At 31.0% G+C, this 18,975-nt stretch carries 18 protein-coding genes; 8 read left to right on the top strand and 10 right to left on the bottom strand.

All coding sequences use genetic code 11. The features are described from left to right. Positions 1-1,023 carry a metal-dependent hydrolase gene (locus MED152_RS06005; protein WP_015480966.1) on the bottom strand — a complete coding sequence of 341 codons (1,023 nt, stop codon included), beginning with the start codon at positions 1,021-1,023 and terminating at the stop codon, positions 1-3. A gap of 78 nt (positions 1,024-1,101) precedes the next feature. On the opposite strand from MED152_RS06005, the gene nhaC reads away from it, so the two are divergent. From nhaC to MED152_RS05990, 3 genes are read left to right on the top strand one after another with little or no spacing between them, the layout of a single operon-like run. Next, a complete protein-coding gene (nhaC, locus tag MED152_RS06000; protein ID WP_015480965.1) occupies positions 1,102-2,571 on the top strand; it encodes a Na+/H+ antiporter NhaC in 1,470 nt (489 codons plus the stop codon). A gap of 1 nt (position 2,572) precedes the next feature. Next, on the top strand, positions 2,573-3,031 hold the full coding sequence (locus MED152_RS05995) for a GNAT family N-acetyltransferase (protein ID WP_015480964.1): 459 nt from the start codon (positions 2,573-2,575) through the stop codon (positions 3,029-3,031). 27 nt (positions 3,032-3,058) lie between these two features. Beyond that, positions 3,059-3,787 carry a phosphatase PAP2 family protein gene (locus MED152_RS05990; protein ID WP_015480963.1) on the top strand — a complete coding sequence of 243 codons (729 nt, stop codon included), beginning with the start codon at positions 3,059-3,061 and terminating at the stop codon, positions 3,785-3,787. Positions 3,788-3,789: 2 nt separating this feature from the next. Here MED152_RS05990 and MED152_RS05985 read toward each other — a convergent pair whose 3' ends face one another. Continuing rightward, a complete protein-coding gene (locus tag MED152_RS05985; RefSeq protein ID WP_015480962.1) occupies positions 3,790-4,035 on the bottom strand; it encodes a hypothetical protein in 246 nt (81 codons plus the stop codon). A 24-nt stretch (positions 4,036-4,059) separates the two neighbouring features. After that, entirely contained in the window at positions 4,060-6,033 is a 1,974-nt protein-coding gene (locus MED152_RS05980) for a putative porin (RefSeq protein ID WP_015480961.1), read from the bottom strand. A gap of 99 nt (positions 6,034-6,132) precedes the next feature. Between MED152_RS05980 and MED152_RS05975 the strand changes: the two genes are divergently transcribed. Continuing rightward, positions 6,133-6,732: a ribonuclease HII gene (locus tag MED152_RS05975; RefSeq protein WP_015480960.1), complete on the top strand. Its 600-nt coding sequence runs from the start codon at positions 6,133-6,135 to the stop codon at positions 6,730-6,732. A gap of 129 nt (positions 6,733-6,861) precedes the next feature. After that, positions 6,862-7,914 carry a nucleoid-associated protein gene (locus MED152_RS05970; protein ID WP_015480959.1) on the top strand — a complete coding sequence of 351 codons (1,053 nt, stop codon included), beginning with the start codon at positions 6,862-6,864 and terminating at the stop codon, positions 7,912-7,914. A gap of 1 nt (position 7,915) precedes the next feature. Here the strand turns inward: MED152_RS05970 and lipB are convergent, their stop codons facing one another. Then, positions 7,916-8,620 (bottom strand): lipoyl(octanoyl) transferase LipB, encoded by a 705-nt coding sequence (lipB, locus tag MED152_RS05965; protein ID WP_015480958.1) that lies wholly within the window; start codon positions 8,618-8,620, stop codon positions 7,916-7,918. A 67-nt stretch (positions 8,621-8,687) separates the two neighbouring features. On the opposite strand from lipB, the gene MED152_RS05960 reads away from it, so the two are divergent. After that, positions 8,688-12,425 (top strand): reprolysin-like metallopeptidase, encoded by a 3,738-nt coding sequence (locus MED152_RS05960; protein WP_041383420.1) that lies wholly within the window; start codon positions 8,688-8,690, stop codon positions 12,423-12,425. After that, positions 12,422-13,096 (top strand): hypothetical protein, encoded by a 675-nt coding sequence (locus MED152_RS05955; protein ID WP_015480956.1) that lies wholly within the window; start codon positions 12,422-12,424, stop codon positions 13,094-13,096. The genes MED152_RS05960 and MED152_RS05955 overlap by 4 nt, the downstream gene beginning before the upstream one ends. Before the next feature lie 62 nt (positions 13,097-13,158). On the opposite strand, the gene pruA is transcribed toward MED152_RS05955, so the two are convergent. Next, positions 13,159-14,784, bottom strand: a complete 1,626-nt coding sequence (pruA, locus tag MED152_RS05950; RefSeq protein WP_015480955.1) for an L-glutamate gamma-semialdehyde dehydrogenase — start codon at positions 14,782-14,784, stop codon at positions 13,159-13,161. A 101-nt stretch (positions 14,785-14,885) separates the two neighbouring features. On the opposite strand from pruA, the gene MED152_RS05945 reads away from it, so the two are divergent. Then, positions 14,886-15,563 (top strand): NRDE family protein, encoded by a 678-nt coding sequence (locus MED152_RS05945; protein ID WP_041383418.1) that lies wholly within the window; start codon positions 14,886-14,888, stop codon positions 15,561-15,563. 1 nt (position 15,564) lies between these two features. On the opposite strand, the gene MED152_RS05940 is transcribed toward MED152_RS05945, so the two are convergent. The 5 genes from MED152_RS05940 to MED152_RS05920 all read right to left on the bottom strand — a co-directional run bounded on the left by MED152_RS05940 (position 15,565) and on the right by MED152_RS05920 (position 18,957). Continuing rightward, on the bottom strand, positions 15,565-16,386 hold the full coding sequence (locus MED152_RS05940) for a class I SAM-dependent methyltransferase (RefSeq protein WP_015480953.1): 822 nt from the start codon (positions 16,384-16,386) through the stop codon (positions 15,565-15,567). A 7-nt stretch (positions 16,387-16,393) separates the two neighbouring features. Beyond that, on the bottom strand, positions 16,394-17,284 hold the full coding sequence (locus MED152_RS05935; protein WP_015480952.1) for a dienelactone hydrolase family protein: 891 nt from the start codon (positions 17,282-17,284) through the stop codon (positions 16,394-16,396). Positions 17,285-17,344: 60 nt separating this feature from the next. Beyond that, positions 17,345-17,884 carry a sigma-70 family RNA polymerase sigma factor gene (locus tag MED152_RS05930; RefSeq protein ID WP_015480951.1) on the bottom strand — a complete coding sequence of 180 codons (540 nt, stop codon included), beginning with the start codon at positions 17,882-17,884 and terminating at the stop codon, positions 17,345-17,347. Positions 17,885-18,033: 149 nt separating this feature from the next. Next, positions 18,034-18,387 carry a DUF3703 domain-containing protein gene (locus tag MED152_RS05925; RefSeq protein ID WP_015480950.1) on the bottom strand — a complete coding sequence of 118 codons (354 nt, stop codon included), beginning with the start codon at positions 18,385-18,387 and terminating at the stop codon, positions 18,034-18,036. A gap of 42 nt (positions 18,388-18,429) precedes the next feature. Next, positions 18,430-18,957, bottom strand: a complete 528-nt coding sequence (locus MED152_RS05920; protein WP_015480949.1) for a hypothetical protein — start codon at positions 18,955-18,957, stop codon at positions 18,430-18,432. Between the last annotated feature and the right edge of the window lie 18 nt (positions 18,958-18,975).

The raw sequence follows: 18,975 nt of genomic DNA, 5'->3' as shown, positions 1-18,975 counted from the left end.
TTAAATTCCTTTTAGGCGTTCAATAAAACTTGCAAAATCTTCCTTATTTGGCGGATTTCCATCAAAAGGTAAAATATCCCATTCGTTATTTTCATTATATAGAGTAAAATTAAAAATTGATGAATTCAAATCATCAGGATTTAACATTGGGTAACGTAAATCGACATATTTATAAGTACCAATTTTATCTTTTTTACTAATGTGATAATATTGATTGCTAAACCAAGCTAAGGTTTGTAAATTTTTATCGGTCATGTCAATTAGTGATGGTTTTTTATCTACGGTAATAAACTTATCACTAATTGATTTTTTATCTAATAAAGAATAAAAAGTTAAGTGGTATTGCTCTTTCGTTTCAGCTACTGCATACCATAAAATATTATTTAGAATTGTGGGTTGTGCAGAAAATCTAGTGATGTCTATACCTTGTTTATCAAAAGAGTTTTTAAAAACACTCTCTATATAAAACTTATTAAATACAGAGAAGACTAAATACAAAGAACTAATAAAAACCCCAGCCTTTAACCACCATTTTCTTTTGGTCTTTGTTCTGTTATAAAACATAAGGATGATCATACAAATCAAAAACGGCACTGTGTATAAAGGATCTGCCACAGAAATAGTATTAAATGCAACTCGATAATTAGAAAATGGCGCAAATAATTGTGTACCATAAGGTGTAAAACAATCTAAAAAAGGATGTGTTAATATTGCCCAGAAGAAAAGTAGAACCCAATCTTTAAGCTCAGTTGTTCCTTTTCTTTTTGAAGTATTGTAGAGTTTATAGGTAAGCCATCCAAAAAAGAAACAGCCAACAATGGCAAAGAGAATACTATGCATAAATCCTCTATGAAATGCCATAGCTTGAATTTCATTGCTGTAAATCCATTTTCCGATAAAAACGTCTAAATCTGGTATGGTACCTCCAATTGCACCAAATAAAAGTGCTTTGTTCCCAATTCTTTTGCCAAGTACAGCTTCACCACAAGCAGCGCCTAAAATAATCTGAGTTAATGAATCCATATTTACAAAAATACGTGAACCAATTTGATTTGCATAGCATTCTGTAAAATCGTAACATTACAGTAGAATTTATATTATATGCAAGAGAATAAAAACCTTTCTGATATAGAAATTAATGGTCAGAAAATTGTTGAAAACAAAGAATTAAGTTTATTTGAATCTTTAATTCCGGTTGTAATTTTAATGGGCTTATTGGCTTATAATATCTTTTTTGTAGAAGGGCAAGAATGGTTTGGAGCATATACCAATCAATATATTTTATTAATAGGAGGTTTCGTATCTGCAATAGTTGGTTTCTTTAATAAAGTAACCATTTCTAGAATGGCAGCAGAAGTTTGGGAAAATTGGAAAAGTGTTTTTGTACCAATATTAATTTTATTTTTAGTAGGTGCTTTAGCAGGCTCTTGGTTGGTAAGTGGTATTATTCCAGCAATGGTTTATTATGGTTTGCAAGTATTAAGTCCTGCAGTATTTTTGCCTGCTTCAGTAATTATTGCTGCAATAATTTCCATAGCAACAGGTAGCTCTTGGACTACCTCTGCAACTGTTGGTATTGCATTAATTGGTATTGGTAGTGCATTGGGTATACCTCCAGGAATGATTGCTGGAGCTGTAATATCTGGGGCCTATTTTGGAGATAAAATGTCTCCTTTGTCAGATACAACGAATTTGGCGCCGGCTATGGCTGGTACAGATTTATTTACTCATATTAAATATATGGGGTATACAACTGTGCCAACAATTGTTATAACCTTAGTCGTTTTTGCCATATTAAGTGGTACTATAGATACTTCAGGTAGCGCAGATATAAGTAATTTATTAGTTTCTATAGACAATACATTTAATATTACTCCACTATTATTTATTGTACCTGTGGCTGTAATTGCTATGATTTTAATGAAAACAAAACCTTTAGTTGCTTTAGGGGTTGGAGTTATTTTAGCTGCAATTTTTGCATTTATTTTTCAGGGAGATGTTTTAGAGAGTCTGTCTGACTCAAAGTTTCAAACCATTATAAACTCTATTTTAACTGATACTCAAATTGAAACGGATGATGAAAAACTTACAGAGCTATTTGCAGCAGGTGGAATGAATGGAATGCTTTGGACAATTTTTCTGATTGTTTGTGCAATGGTTTTTGGTGGTATTATGGATGCTATTGGTGCTTTAGCAAAAATCACCAAAAGTTTACTTTCAATTGCCTCTTCTGTTTTTGGATTGTTTGCAAGTACAGTAGTTAGTTGTTTGGGTTTAAATATTGTTGCTTCAGATCAATATTTAGCATTAGTAATACCAGGTAAAATGTTTAAACAAGCGTACGAAGATAAAGGCTTAGCACCTGAAAACTTAAGTAGAACTTTAGAAGATTCTGGTACTGTAACCTCTGTTCTAATTCCTTGGAATACCTGTGGAGCTTATCAATCTGGAGTTTTAGGAGTTGGAGTAGGAGAGTATTTCGTGTATGCGATTTTTAATTGGTTAAGTCCTTTTACCACCTTGCTTTTTGCAGCATTAAATTTAAAAATTAGAATGCTTAGAGGTAAGTAGAATGATTGTGAAAGCAACTGCTTTAGATGCGCAATTACTTACAAGTATTGCAATAGAATCTAAATCATTTTGGGGGTATTCATCAGAATTATTGAGGAGTTGGAAAGCAGATTTAACTGTAACCAAAACTATGATTAAAAACCTGCATTGCTTTAAAGTTTTAAATCATGAAGAAATGCTAGGTTTCTATATCTTAAATAAACCCAAAAACAAGAGTGTTGAACTCGAATTTTTATTTGTAAAACCAAACTTTATTGGTAAAGGATTTGGGAATCAGTTACTTCAGCATGCTATTTCAAAGTCTATTACCTTAAATGTAAAAACAATAACTTTGTTGGCAGATCCTAATGCAGAAGCATTTTATGAATCGAAAGGATTTGTGGTAATAAATCAAAAAGAAAGCTCAGTGAAAAACAGATTTTTACCAGTTATGAAGTTAGATTTAACAGACCATTTTTGATGACATTGCTAAAAACAATTTATTTTTATGTACAAACAACTTAAATTATTTATATCAAAATTTAAGGAATTTCTATCTCAGAAATTTAAAAAATACGATGGTAAAATTCCATATATAATTACAGTTGTTGTTACACTTTTAGTAGTTGTTTTAGGTATTAAGTTTTTCTTGAAACTAACTCGTAATTTACATACAGATTTATTGTCTGATTTTGATGCAGTTGTAAGCGAATATGTAACTAGTTTTAGAACAGATGCTCTAACAACTTATTTTAAATTTGTTACAGATGTTGGTGATGCTTTAGGGTATTTAATAGTGTTTTCTGTTTGTTCTTTTTTGTTTTACTTATTTTTTAAAAACTGGAAGTATGTGTTACAATTGTCATCGATCTTAGTTTTAGCATTAAGTTCTAATTTAATTTTAAAGGAAATTATTAATAGAGAAAGACCAACGTTAGAGCATTTAGTTACGGTTAAAACTTTAAGTTATCCTAGTGGTCATGCAATGACAGCAATGGCCTTTTATGGTTTTCTAATTTATTTAATCTTAACATTTAAAATTAGTAAATTATTAAAATTTGCTTTAGTCACAGTTTTATTGCTGCTTATTTTAAGTATAGGAGTAAGTAGAATTTATCTAGGTGTACATTTTCCTTCCGATATTGTTGGTGGATTTGTAGCAGGGTTTATTTGGGTAGTTTTCTGTATCTTGATTTTAAATATTTTTAAAGTCTTTAAAGAAGACCCAAATACTTAAAATTATTTAGTTTTTTTGAAGTTGAAAAGATTGAGTATTGCAGAAATAATAAGCAATAGCCAAGGTAACCCATGTAAAAGAACATCAAACCAATCTGCAGCATGCATACCTTTTTCAGAATCAAAAGCATTCCCACCTAAAATCCATTGAATTTTGCCTAATAAGTGAGGAGGATTAAATGGAGCTAAGCCCAAAGTTAAGCTTGCAATTAGAAATAATTTCCAGTTATTTTTAAGTTGATTCTTCATAGAACATAATTCGCTTTTGTTTGGTTATATAAACCAATTCCAAACCAAACCAAAACGAACTGTAAAATCTCTGTAAGGATAATTAGGTGCAGAGAAATAATTCTTTTTGGTAAAACCAGAAGTAACATTATCTACCTTTAAATACAAGCGTGTTCTTCTAACCCTGGCATTAAAGAATACATCTATAGTTGGAAAACCTATTTCCTCATCATTCTGAAGTCTAAATTCAGCTAATAATGGGTTATAAGCATTTACATTATAAGCTGTAAAGTATTTAAAAGTTACACCAATATTAACAAACATGGCATCTCCTTTAAACCAATTATCAGCATAATAAAACGTGTTTCTGGTAACAAATTCTGGTACTCTAAATACTGAGTTTCCATTACTAACATTTTGATACATTACTGTGTTATCTAAAGCCAGTTTCCAGAATTTAAATTCACGATTCGCTTTTACTTTCAAGTACGTGATTTGATCTGCAAATTGTTGAGGTTTGCTATCTTCATCAAAATAGGTATAGTTATCAATGTTGGTAAAATTCACAGAACCATTTAACCATTTAGAGCTAAAAGCAAAACCTAAATCTCTTGTATTTACATTACTAAATTCATTTTGCCAATTGTAATCATCATAGCTACTTTGATGCAATAACGTATTAAAATTTGGAGATTTAGAACTGATTAAAAGAGAACCTTTAATTGCAAATAAGCTATCCTTTTCATACACAGCTGTTCCTCTTAAATAATTACCAGATAACCTTCCAGATCCTGGAGTTATAGAGGCATCAGCATTTAGATTAAAGTTTTTAATTCTGGCATTCCAATCTGCCCCAAAAGAAATGGCATTACTCTCGAGTCTTAATTTATTTATGGTACTATTTTGATTTAAAATAGTATCATACCCATAATTGTAATTGGTTAAATTTACTTTAGCTTTAAATTGACCAAGTACATATTTAGAATTGAATTCTAAATTGAATTCGTTGTTTGTTAACTTGCTATCAGCATCTGTATTTGTAGCTTCAGTTGCATTTACATCACCAAAAATTGCAGTAGTATTTGTGGTTTGATTAAAGCCATAACTTTTATTTTCATTAGTAAAAACATGGCCAATCTTTAAATTACTAAAGTCTTTATCAGATAAAGTATCTTTGTTCGCCAATAGTTTATAACTATGTTCTAAATAAATTCTTGTGGCATCAAATTGACTTTCTGTATCATTTAAATTAACATCTAGTCTAGAACGTTGGTCAAAATTTGGATCTTCGTTTATAAAATTATCTAAAGCATCTGCAGTTAAACCTCCATTTTCTTGATGATAGAAATCTTGAGTAGTTAAATGCCCTCTAATTTCATATTGATTATTCTTAGTTCTATACCTGAACGTACCTCTAAAATTTCCATTACTTACTAAAGAGTTTCTGTAAGCTCCTAAAGACCTTAAACCTTTGTAAGAAAGCGAAACGTTTAATCGTTTAGAAAAATTTAGTGTAAAAATAGCATCTACAACTTGACCTTGCTGCAAACCTGTTCTGTACATAATTTCTGTGGTAGGTGTAGGCACATCAAAGTACTTAATATCGTCAACTTCTAAATAGCTAACTTGTTTTGCACTAAAACCAAAATCTGGTAGCCTTAAAATATTATTATAACTATATCCTAAATTATTAAAAGTTTGCCCTTGATTATGAAAAGGGAGCAACTCAAAATTATCGGTTCTCAAATAATTAAATTTGTAATCTTTTTTAATGCTTAGAGTAGTATCAATATAAGTGGTATCTCTATGATGAGAAATTATTTTATAATCTTTCCATTTTGTTTTTCCAGATAAAATAACTTTTGTAGATCCAGTTGTGTTTAAAGTATCTACTTTACCATCTAAGCCAATGGTAGTTGTTTTTTCTCTTTTAGCGCCAGCACCTAATTTTCTCTGGCTATGCAAGCTACTAAGTGAAAGTATAAATAGTAAAAAAGAAAGGACAAATGTTTTTTTCATTCTAAAAATCAACAAGGGCAAATGTAAAATAATTAAACGAAAATTGTTGTTAATAATTATATGTATATCTGTTAATTATAATTTTATTTTCTTTGTGTTATGTTAAAATCAAATTATAGTGGTTGCCTTTTAGAAGCAGGTACAGATGAAGCAGGTAGAGGTTGTTTGTCTGGGCCAGTTGTGGCAGCTGCTGTTATATTACCTAAGAATTTTTCTCATCCACTTTTAAACGATTCCAAGCAATTGTCAGAAAAAAATAGACAAATTTTAAAACCAATTATCGAGGAAAATGCAATTGCACATGCTGTATCTTTTGTGTATCAAGAAGAGGTAGATAAAATAAATGTGCTCCAAGCTTCAATTACAGGTATGCACAGAGCAATTGAAGCATTAGATGTTACTCCAGAATTTATTATTGTTGATGGTAATAAGTTTAGAAATTATAAAGAAATTCCTCATGAAACCATTGTAAAAGGTGATGCAAAATTTCTAAGTATTGCTGCAGCTTCAGTTTTGGCTAAAACCTATAGAGATGATTATATGGAGAAGATTCATCAAGAATTTAGCATGTATAATTGGCAAAAAAATAAAGGCTACCCAACCAAAGAGCACAGAGATGCCATTCGTAAATTTGGAGCCACTATTCATCATAGAAAATCGTTTAAATTATTACCTGAACAACTTAAATTAAAGTTGTAATTGTTAAGTTCAAGTATAAACCTTATGATTTCCATTCAAAAAAAAATAAAAGTTTAAGGCAAGATTTTTATGGATAATTAGATTTTTAGCCACAAACTTTTTCTATTTTTACCCTCCAAATTTTTAAAGATGATTAAAAAAACGAGAGCAGAAATTACAAAGTGTATATTACATAAGGTTGCCAATAAATTTAATAGTGGGCAAAATGTTTTTTCTGAAGATTTAATTCGTTTTGATCAAGAAAGTTATGATTTAATGAAAAACTTTCTTCTTAAACCTTTTGGTTCTCTAACGCAAAGTTATCGCTTTTCACATCATGCAGATGTTCGTTTAAATGAGTTAAACAATTACGCTACAGAAATTTTTAAAGATGAAAACGCGTTTGTAGAGTTTTCTAAAAATATGGTTAATCATTTGTATGAACAGTCTAATTCTGCTCAAATAAAAACAGGTGATGTTATTGTTGTTTTTATAGAAGGTATTGAATATAAAGATGTGCTAACAGAAGCAGTTGGTGTTTTCAAAATAGAAAATAAAGTCGATTTTTTCCAGACGTATTTAGATGATAATGAGAGTTTTGATGTTGTAGTTCAAAAAGGAATATCAACTAGAAAAATAGATAAAGGTTGTTTAATTTTAAATACTTCAGATACAGAAGGTACAGTCGTTTTTTCTGTAGATAATAACAATTATGATGCTCAATATTGGATCAAAAATTTTCTTGGTGTTAAGCTAGCAGACGATTACAATTCACATACTCAAAATTATTTAGAGCTTTGTAAAGAATTTTCGGAAGAAGTAATTAAACCAGAATTTGGCAAACACGAACAAGGTAATTTTTTAGCAAATACAGTAGATTATTTTAAAGAACATGAAACTGTAGATTATCATAATTTTAAAGATGAAATCTTTGAAGAAGACAAGCACAAAGATTTATTTGAAGATTACAAAAAGCATTATGAAAACTTGAATGATGTTTTAATTAGAAATAATTTTGATGTTTCTGGTGTAGTTTTAAAGAAAGAGAAAAGTAAGCTAAAAACAGAAATAAAATTAGATACTAATATTAGTATAAAATTAGATGTAGATGCACCAGATGCTGCTTCTGAATACCTAGAAAGGGGTTATGATGAAGAGAAAAAAATGAAATACTATAAGGTATATTTTAACGAAGAAAAATAAGTTAAGATGTTATAAAATTTTCCACTTCAAATAGTGTTTTAAAGTGTTTTAAAATTTTCTTTTTAACTTCTTCAATATCTACTTTTCTGTCTAATTCAGCTTCCATAGAAGTTACAGCCTTGCCTCGAATTCCACATGGAATAATGTTATCAAAATAACCGAGATCTGCATTTGCATTTAGTGCAAAACCATGCATAGTAACCCATCTTGAAGAACGTATTCCCATTGCACAAATTTTACGAGCAAAAGGCGTTCCAACATCTAGCCAAACTCCAGTCTCACCCTCGCTTCTAGTACCTTTAATCCCATATTCAGCAATTGTTAAAATTATGGTTTCTTCTAACAAGCGCAAATACTTATGAATATCTGTAAAAAAATTCTCTAAATCTAAAATTGGATAGCCCACAATTTGTCCTGGTCCATGATAGGTGATATCACCACCTCTATTAATTTTGTAGAATGTAGCTCCTTTTTCTTTAAGTTGTGTTTCGTTTAATAATAGGTTACTTAAATCACCACTTTTACCTAACGTATATACATGAGGATGCTCTACGAACAAAAAATGGTTTTTGGTTATTTCAGACTCTGAATTTCTTCGATTAGAAATTTTTGTATCAACAATCTCTTGCAATAACTCAGTTTGGTAGTCCCAGGTTTCTTTATAGTCTTTTAAAGAAAGGTCTTTAAGTAGTATGTTTCTATTCATAATTACGACTACAAAGGTAAATAAATGTTTATATTTGAAAGATATAATCGTGTTTTAAATACAGTATATGAAGAGGAAAATAGCTCATTTTATGCTTTTAGCAGTAATACTATTTAGTGTTACACAAACAAAAGCGCAACAATTTTGGACTTCTTTAAATCCAACAGAGTTTGCACAACAAAAAAAGGAAGTTTATCAGAAAGAAAATTTTCCTAACAAATATCAATTACTAAATTTAGAAACTTCAGGTTTTCAACAAACTTTAAATAAGTCTACTTCAGAAAAAGCAATCTTAATTCTTTTACCTAATAGTGAGGGTGTTATGCAGCGTTTTATGGTGAAGGAAACTTCCAATTTTAGTAAAGAATTACAACAGAAATTTCCTTTTATTAAATCATATACAGCTCAAGGTATAGATGATGCAACAGCTGTTGCCAAATTAAGTTTTGGTACAGATGGTTTTCATGCTGTTATTTTTTCTGCTTTGCAAGAAACAGTGTATGTAGATCCTTATTCAAAAGACAATCAAGCATATATTACTTACAATAGAAATAGTTTAAATAAAGGTGATGAAGATTTTAAATGCCAAGTAGAAGATTCTGCTAAAAATGATTTTTCATTTACAAATGGTTTTAAAAATGCAGATGATGGCAAGTTAAGAACATACAGATTGGCTTTAGTTTGTAGTGGTGAATATGCTCAATTTCATTTGGGTGCAGGTCAGCAAAACATACCAACAACTGCTACAGATGCTGTAAAAAAAGCTGCAGTATTATCAGCGATGAATACTTCTGTAACAAGGTTAAATGGAATTTTTGAAAAGGACTTATCTGTAAAATTAGAGATTGTTGGCAATAATGATGAAATAATTTTCCTAGATGAGAATACAGATAATATAACAGATGGTGATCCAGATGCTATGATTGACGAAGTTCAAACTATTTGTGATAATGTTATCGGTAATGCAAATTACGATATTGGGCATATTTTTAGTGTGGGTGGAGATGGTTTAGCTGGTTTGGGTGTTGCTTGTGTAACAGGCCAAAAAGCTAGAGGTGTTACTGGTAGATCACAACCTGTTGGAGATCCTTATGACATTGATTTTGTAGCCCATGAAATTGGACATCAATTTGGTGCAACTCACACACAAAATAACAATTGTAATAGAACTTTGGCAACTGCTGTAGAACCAGGAAGTGGTTCTACAATTATGGGTTATGCAGGTATTTGTTCGCCTAATGTTCAATCAGGAAATGTAAATGGAAATAGTGATGATTATTTTCATTCAGTAAGTATTGCACAAATGTGGAATCATATTCAAACTTCAGGTGGTTGTGCTACAGTTACAGACACCAATAATGCAGCACCAACTGCAGATGCAGGCTTAGATTATACAATTCCAAAATCTACTCCTTTTAAATTAGTGGGTACAGCAAATGATGCAGATGGTTTAAATTCTCTTACTTATAACTGGGAACAAATTGATAATGAAGTAGGTGCTATGCCACCTGCAGCAACGAACACAGTTGGGCCAATGTTTAGGTCTTTGCCATCTAAAGTAACTCCAATTCGTTACATGCCAGATTTAACAACGATAGTTGCAGGCAATAATGCCACAACTTGGGAGGTTTTGCCAGATGTGGCTAGAAGCTTTAATTTTTCTTTTACAGTAAGAGACAATAATGCTGGTGGAGGAAGTACAGCTAGAGATGATGTAGAAATAACAGTAGTAGATGAAACACCTTTTACTGTAGATGCACCTTCTACAAATATAACTTGGAATGTAGGTTCTACACAAACCATCACTTGGAATAAAGGCAATACAGATGCAGCTCCTATAAATTGTACTTTGGTAAATATTAGATTGTCTACAGATGGTGGGGCTACTTTTCCTATTTTATTAAAAAGTAATACTACAAATGATGGTACAGAAACTATTATAGTTCCAGACAATGCAACAAGTACTGCAAGAATTATGGTAGAGGCCGTAGATAATATTTTTTACAATGTTAATAGTACTAATTTTGTTATTAACTCTGTAGATCCAACATTTGTAATTAATAATACAAGTGGTTTACAAACAGCTTGTAACATTAATAATGAAACAGTAAGTTATACATTAAATTTCGATTTTGTAAATGGTTTTTCAGATACTGTAAGTTTAACAACTACTGGTGAACCAACAGGCGCAACTACTACTTTTACACCTGCTACAATTAGTGCTGATGGTGATGTAGTTTTAACAATTTCAAATTTAGATGGTAAAACTGCAGGAGATTATGTAGTAAGTGTTCTCGGAACTTCAGCATCAGTAAATCAAAGTATAGATGTTGATTTTAAATTAACAACAAATACTTTTAATGACATCACATTATCATCACCTGCAAACAATGCAACAGATATTCTTTTAACAAGCGAATTAACTTGGGAGGCTGATGCAAATGCAATAACTTATGATGTTGAAATAGCTACAGATACCAATTTTACAAATGTGGTATCATCTGGAAATGTCGATACAAATTCATACACAACTACTAATTTAGATGGAGTTACAACGTATTTTTGGAGAGTAAAGCCAAAGAACGATTGTGGAGAAGGTAATTTTTCTAATCCGTTTACTTTTACAACGCTAAATGCAGCTTATTGTGCCTCAACTTTTACAGACGAACCAGGAGGTTCAGAACATATAACCAATGTAACTTTTGGCAGTATAAATAACGATTCTGGTAATGATATGGAAGATGGTTATCAAGATTTTACAAGTTTAAATACCAATGTTTTAAGAGGAGATACAAGAACAGTGAGCGTAACTTTCGATACAGCAGGCTTTCAAGATCATTGCTATGTTTTTATAGACTGGAATCAAGATTTTGTGTTTGATAATGATACAGAAAGATACGATTTAGGTACAGAGCTAAATGATGTGGGTACAAGAACTTTTGATATCACTGTACCAAGTGATGCAAGATTTGGGCAAACCAGAATGAGAGTAATTATCGAATATGATGATCCATCCAATGGTTTTGGTTTAGGTGCTTGTGATGCTGATCATCTTACAGAATGGGGTGAAACTGAAGATTATTCAGTTACTGTTGCAGAAATTGATGGCTTTTCTATTTTAACAACAGCAGAAAGTTGTGTAGATGAGAATGATGGAATTATACAAATTGATAACAAATCTGATGGTTTCTCTAGGCAACTACAAATTACTGGTCCATCAACAAATATCAATCAAACGTTTAATTCAAGTAACTTTATTTTGTTTGATGCAGCTCCTGGAGATTATGAAATTTGCATAACTACAACTGCTTTGAATACTACTAATTGTTTTGAAGTAACAATAGAAGAAGCACAGCCAATAAGTTTAAAACTTACTTCCGCAAAATCAACGAACACATATTCGTTTAACATTCAAGAAGGCACAGCACCTTTTAATGTGTATTTGAATAGTAAACTTATTGCTGTTACCAGCGAAAAGATTTTTGATTTAGAGATAAATGAAACAGGAAAGTTAGAGGTTAAAACAGCAAAAGATTGTGAAGGTTTATTTCAAAAGAGTATAGGAGATGTAATTTTAAAACAAAATCCTGTTAAAGATTTTATTGAGTTGCAATTACCAATAGGTACTTCAGATTCCTCGATAGAAACTACAGTGTTTGATATTAATGGCAAACTTATTTTTAGAAAAGAGTTTACACCAGAAAATGATGTTTTACGAATTCCTTTTCAAGAGTATTCAAACGGACTTTATATTTTGAAATTGTCTGTTGCAAACTCAAGACCTATCAAAATTTTAAAACGATGAAAAAAGCATATATAAAATTAGTACTAATAGTTTGTTGTGGTTTACTAATAAACTGTTCTAAAAAGGCAAATCAGGCACCTAGTGAAGTAGACTTGGTCTTTCCTTCTGCAGATTTACTGTGTATAGAAAACACTATTACTTTTAATTGGACAGAGGCTATAGATCCAGAAAATAATGATGTAGAATACAATATTATTATTGCAAAAGATAGAGCGTTAACAGATGTTGTAGAAAATAGAACTTTAACTGAAAGTCAAATTGAAATTACCTTAGAAAAAGAAACTGCTTATTATTGGAAAGTAGATGCGCTTGATGTGAATAACAATTTAGGTAGCTCTTCAGAAATATTTGCATTTTATACAAAAGGTGATGGAGAACAGAATTACGTTCCGTTTACTTCGCAACTATTAACACCTAATAATAATGCCATTGTTGCTAGTGGTGCTTTAGAATTAACTTGGAAAGCTGGAGATCCTAACTTAGATGATGTATTAACTTATGAGGTGTATTTTGGTGAGAATGCAGATCCTGCTTTAGTAGATGATGCTGTCAGTACAAAAAGTTTTAGTGTGAATGCAGCAGCTGGTGCAACCTATTATTGGAAAGTGAATGTGAAAGATGAAGCTGGAGCAAAATCAATTGGCCAAATCTGGTCTTTTACAGCAAATTAAAAAAATAGAATAATTAAAAAAGCCTCATCAATTGATGAGGCTTTTTTTTTAATACTTATTTTCTATCCTAAAAACGGATATTTGTAATCTTGTGGAGTAACAAAAGTTTCTTTTATTAATCTAACAGACGTCCATCTTAACAAGTTTTGTGCAGATCCAGCTTTGTCATTTGTACCAGAAGCTCTTGCTCCTCCAAATGGTTGCTGACCTACCACAGCTCCTGTTGGTTTATCATTAATGTAGAAATTACCTGCAGCATTTTCTAATGCCTTAGAGGCTTTTTCAACAATATATCTATCAGTAGAAAAGATAGCACCTGTTAATGCATATTCTGTAGATTGATCTACCAATTCTAAAGAAGCTTCCCATTTATCATCCTCATAAATGTAAACTGTCATAACTGGGCCAAATAACTCAGTTGTCATAGTTTCGTAGGTTGCATTTTTAGCTAAAATTACAGTTGGCTCAATGAAATATCCTTTAGATTTGTCATGACCACCACCAATAATAATTTCTGCATTTTCATTTTCTTTAGCTGCATCAATATATTTTGCAATTTTATCGAAAGAACCTTCATGTATCACTGCATTTACAAAATTATCTGGATTTTCTGGTGAACCCATTTTTAATTCTGATGTTTGTTGTTTTAGGTGTTTTAATACATCATCCCAAATAGAAGCAGGAATGTAAGCACGTGAAGCAGCAGAACATTTCTGACCTTGATATTCAAAAGATCCTCTAGTAATTGCTGTAGCTACTTGTAAAGGATTAGCTGAATTGTGAGCCCAAATAAAATCTTTACCTCCAGTTTCTCCAACTATTCTTGGGTATGTTTTGTAGGTATGAATATTATTACCAATTTGTTTCCAAAGGTCTTTAAATACATGTGTAGAACCTGTAAAGTGTAACCCAGAAAAATCTTTAGAAGATAAACATGCATCAGAAATCATAACAGGATCTCCGTAAACAACATTTATTACACCATCAGGTAAACCAGCTTCTTTAAATAAATCTACAATAACTTGTGCAGAATATGCTTGATGATCAGATGGTTTCCAAACTACAACATTACCCATTAAAGCTGCAGCTGCAGGCAAGTTTGCTGCAATAGATGTAAAGTTAAAAGGTGAAATTGCGTATACAAAACCTTCTAATGGTCTGTACTCAACTCTATTCCAAATTCCAGGAGCAGATTGTGGCTGATCTTTAAAAATATCAGTCATGTATTGTACATTAAATCTAAAGAAATCTATCATTTCACAAGCAGCATCAATTTCTGCTTGATGTACATTTTTAGATTGTGCAATCATGGTAGAAGCATTCATTCTAGCTCTATAAGGCCCAGCTAATAATTCTGCGGCTTTAAGAAAAATTGATGCTCTCTCCATCCAAGAAACAGAAGACCAAGCCTCTCTTGCTGCTAATGCAGTAGCAATTGCTTCATCTACATGATTTTTATCTGCTGTATGATATTGCCCAACAACATGTTGATGATCATGAGGAGGTGTAATGTTTTTAGTATTACCTGTTCTTACTTCTTTACCATTAATATGCATTGGCACATCTACATTGCCATTAAACATTTCTTTATAAGTTGCTAATAACTCTTCTCTTTCTGGAGAGCCAGGTGCATACCCTTTAACAGGTTCGTTTACTGCAACTGGAACATTAAAAAATCCTCTTGCCATTTGTATAAATTTAAATTTTATTCGATTATTTTATACTACAAAGTTACCAATTTTAAATCAAACGATTTCGTAACTTGCCACTAGATTTTAGCCAATTAAAAATGTGTACAGTTACTTTTTTGCCTTTACCCAATAATGGTTTTATACTTACTTCGAACAGGGATGAAACTCCTTTAAGAAAAACAATTCCACCTAAAGGATATTTAGAAAATGGGGTAGAGGTTGTGTACCCCAAAGATGTTGTAGCAGGAGGCACTTGGATTGGTACAAGTGAAAAAGATAGAGCAGTTTGTTTGTTAAATGGGGCCTACAAAAATCATAAACGTACTTTGCCTTATGCTTTAAGTAGAGGTGTTATTGTAAAAAATGTTTTAACTGCAGATGATGCAGAAATTTATATCAATAGATTAGGTTTACGTAATATTGAGCCTTTTACGCTGCTATTGTTAGATTATAGTGTAGATCTTAAATTATTTGAATTAGTTTGGGATGGAGAAACAAAACACTTTCATCAGTTAGATAAAACTCCCAGAATTTGGTCATCATCTACTTTGTATACTGATGATATGAAAGAGAAAAGACAAGAATGGTTTCAAAACTGGCTGAAAGAAAATGACAAATTTTCTGTAGCAAATGTTTTAGAATTCCATAACAATACAGATTTGGGCGAGCCTGAAGTTACAACCAGAATGAAGCGAAAATTAATTGAAACAGTTAGTATCACATCTATTAGTAAAATAGAAGAAATTGTAGATATGAAATATTTAGATTTTTTATAAATTATTTACGAGCAGCAATCATCATGTGAGGGCTAAAAGGTAGCAAGTATTCATCATTTTCAGTAAGTTTTTGCAAAGCTTTTAACGTTTTGGATTTCTTTTTATCTAGCATATTTGCAAAATATTCATTGTCTAACCAAATCATTCCTTCAACCGCAAAAAGATTTAGAATTTCGAAATCATTTTCTAAAAATTCAGATTTTAAATCGGTTGGTTTATGATAATATGCGTCTGTTAATAAAAACGGAAAGTCTTTGGGTGCGTTATGAATGCCAGACGTTAATTCTTCTTTACACATCTCAAAAAATGAGTTTGCATGTATCATTCCGTTCATTAAACCAACAACTGTAGAAGCTGTAGCATTAATGGCAAAAGCTAAAACTATTCCACCTTTTTTTAAGACACGTTTTGCTTCTTTAATAGCAATAATTCTATCTTCTCTTTTTTGTAAATGATATAAAGGTCCATGTAGAATAACAATATCTGCTAATTCTGGTTTTAAAGGTAAATTTCTAGCTTCACCTAATGTAACAGTAAATTTATTTTTTAGTTTGTAAGCTCTTTTTTGAGCTAATTTTATGTGTTTAGCTACAGGCTCTATTAAATGTACATCATGCCCTTCTTTTGCAAGCCATTCACTATATTTTCCTGTTCCTCCACCAACATCAACAATAGTACAATTTGGTTTTGAAATATGTCTTGTTAATAATTCTTTAATGCGCTCAAATTCAAAAATACCCATGCCTTTTTCTAGACGAGTTTCTTCTGAAGCTTTGTTGTAAAAATTTTCGAGCTCTTTGCTAATTAATTGTTTTTTGCTCACTATATATTTAGCCTTTTAAATGTGTTTTAAAAAAGTCCATAGTTCTGGCCCAAGATAAATCTGCAGCTTCTTCATCATATCTTGGTGTGGTATTGTTGTGAAAACCATGATTTACATCAGGATAAAAATGTGCAGTATAAGTAACGTTATTTTCTTTTAATATTTTTTCATAATCAGGCCAGCCAGCATTTACTCTTTTATCTAAACCAGCATATTGCAATAATAAAGGCGCTTTAACTTTTGCAGCATCTTCAGCAGAAGGCTGTCTGCCATAATAAGGAACAGAAGCTGCTAATTCTGGAATTCTAACCGCTAAAATATTTGAAATATAACCTCCAAAACAAAAGCCAACTACACCTATTTTTCCATTACAATTTTTATGATTCTTTAAATAATGATAACCTGCAATAAAATCTTCTATCATTTCATTTCTATCTCTTTTTCTTTGCATTGCACGTCCTTCGTCATCATTTCCAGGATAACCACCTAAAGGCGCTAAAGCGTCTGGAGCTAATGTGATATAACCATCTAAAGCTGCTCTTCTGCCAACATCTTTTATATAAGGGTTTAAGCCTCTGTTTTCATGAACCACTAAAATTCCAGGTAATTTTTCTGTACTATTTTTTGGAATAGAAAGTAAGCCTTTCATTTTTTGACCTCCTTTTGGAGATTCGTAATTAATCATTTTTGAATCTAACCTTGGGTCATTAGGCTGTACCAAAATACTATCAATATAATTTGGAGATATAAAGCTAAGCAAGGCTGGCAATGTAATTGCACCTACTGCATATAAAGAAAGTTTCTCTAAAAATTGTTTTCTGGTTAATTTGTTGTGTGCATAATCATCATATAAATCAAAAACTTCTTGACTAATATCTTCTTTCTTTAGTGATGCCATTTTAATTGAGTTTAGAATTGCATCTAAGGTAAATAAAAAAGAAACAAGTTTATTCTTAAATTATTTACAAACCTTACAATCTTCTTTTTCTTGAATTTCGCCTACTAAATTACCTTGCTCATTTAATGTAAAGCCACAACAATCCATAAAACCTTTAGCTATTAGTTTTCGAGCTCTTTGAATTTGTGATTTTGTAGTAGATAATGGTTGATTTAGTTGGGCTGCTATTTCTTGTTGTTTTAATCCTTTAATATCAGATAAAAATAAAGGGTCTCTATATTTTTTTGGTAAATTTTTAAGTATGCCTCGCAAACAATCTTGCTCTGTATGCAGGTTTTCTTGAACTTGGCTTTCTAATTTAAAGTTTTCGATTTCTATTGTTTGATTAGTGTTTTTCCAATGATCTAAAATTGAATTTCTGGCGATTGTAAAAATCCAAGGTTTGAGCTTTTTAATATCTTTTAACGTGTGAAGTTTTGTGTGAATTTTGATAAAAGTATCCTGCAAAATATCATCAGCAACAGTTTTGTCTTTTACTTTGCTGATGATAAATCGTTTTAAATCCCTAGAATAGGATGTCCAAACTTGTTTTGTTGTCATTTACTAACAATTACAATTGGCACAAGTACAATTAGTACATGTACAGTTTTTACAATCTTTGTTCATGCAAGGTGTACAATTACAAATACAATCATTTTTAAGTGTCATAATATCAAATTTTAATGTTCAATTAATAGACCATAAATTGTTTAAAAAGATGCATTAAACTTAAAATATTTTTTTAGTTCTTCTCTAATAGGTAATTTTTTGATTGGTGATATGTTTGTACCACCTGTATTACCTTTAGGAACCCAAACTAAAGTAAATAGTAAAGATGCCAAAATTCTAAAAGTTTGGCCAACTATTTCTTTATTGTTCTTTGTTTTAATACCAAAAATAAACATCCAATAATGACTAACTGTATGTCTGTATAAATGTTTTTGTCCTAATATATGCGCATTTTCAAAATGATAAAAGGCTATTTTATAATCTTTAAAATTTAATGCTCTTTTACCTAATTCTATTTCTTGATAAAACCCTCTTTTTAACTTTGATGAATTCATGATACTTTTTAGAGTAGACGTGAATTGTACTAAAAAGATGCATTATTTTGAACGAGCCCCCACAAAATTATCTGACTTTAATTTAAAAAGCACATTAAATGTTGTTAAGCTTCCATAAATTCTGGTAATGTATTGCTGCAAATCAATTTTATCTTGATCATCTAAAGTCTTACTCGAATTTATTTTTTGTTCCATCACACGAATTCGATCTCTAACCATTACTATCTTATGAAAAAAGGTGTCAATGGGTATTTCTTTATCAGCTAAATTAGAGTCTGCAGGTCTAAAAATTAAAGTTCCGTTTTTCCATCTGTCTGCAATAGGTGCAATCTCAGTAACATCAGACCATTTTTGCAATAAATTTTTAAGTGATTTTTCAACTTCATAAAGGCTAATGGTATCCACTTCATCTTCTACAGCTTCAATTATTTCAAAGTCGCTGTCAATTTCTATGGTTTCTAAGCCTTGCTTTATGAAGGTTACCCAATAATGTTTGCTGGTAACATTAGTAACAACTCCTGCACCATATATAGAATGCTCAATTCTTGAGCCAATGCCTAATATTTTCATTTTTTAAATTTTTCATTA

Origin of the sequence: Polaribacter sp. MED152 (assembly GCF_000152945.2) — a bacterium.
GTDB lineage: Bacteria > Bacteroidota > Bacteroidia > Flavobacteriales > Flavobacteriaceae > Polaribacter.
The sequence above is the reverse complement of the archived record's forward strand: the minus strand, read 5'-3'. Positions and strand labels throughout refer to the sequence as shown.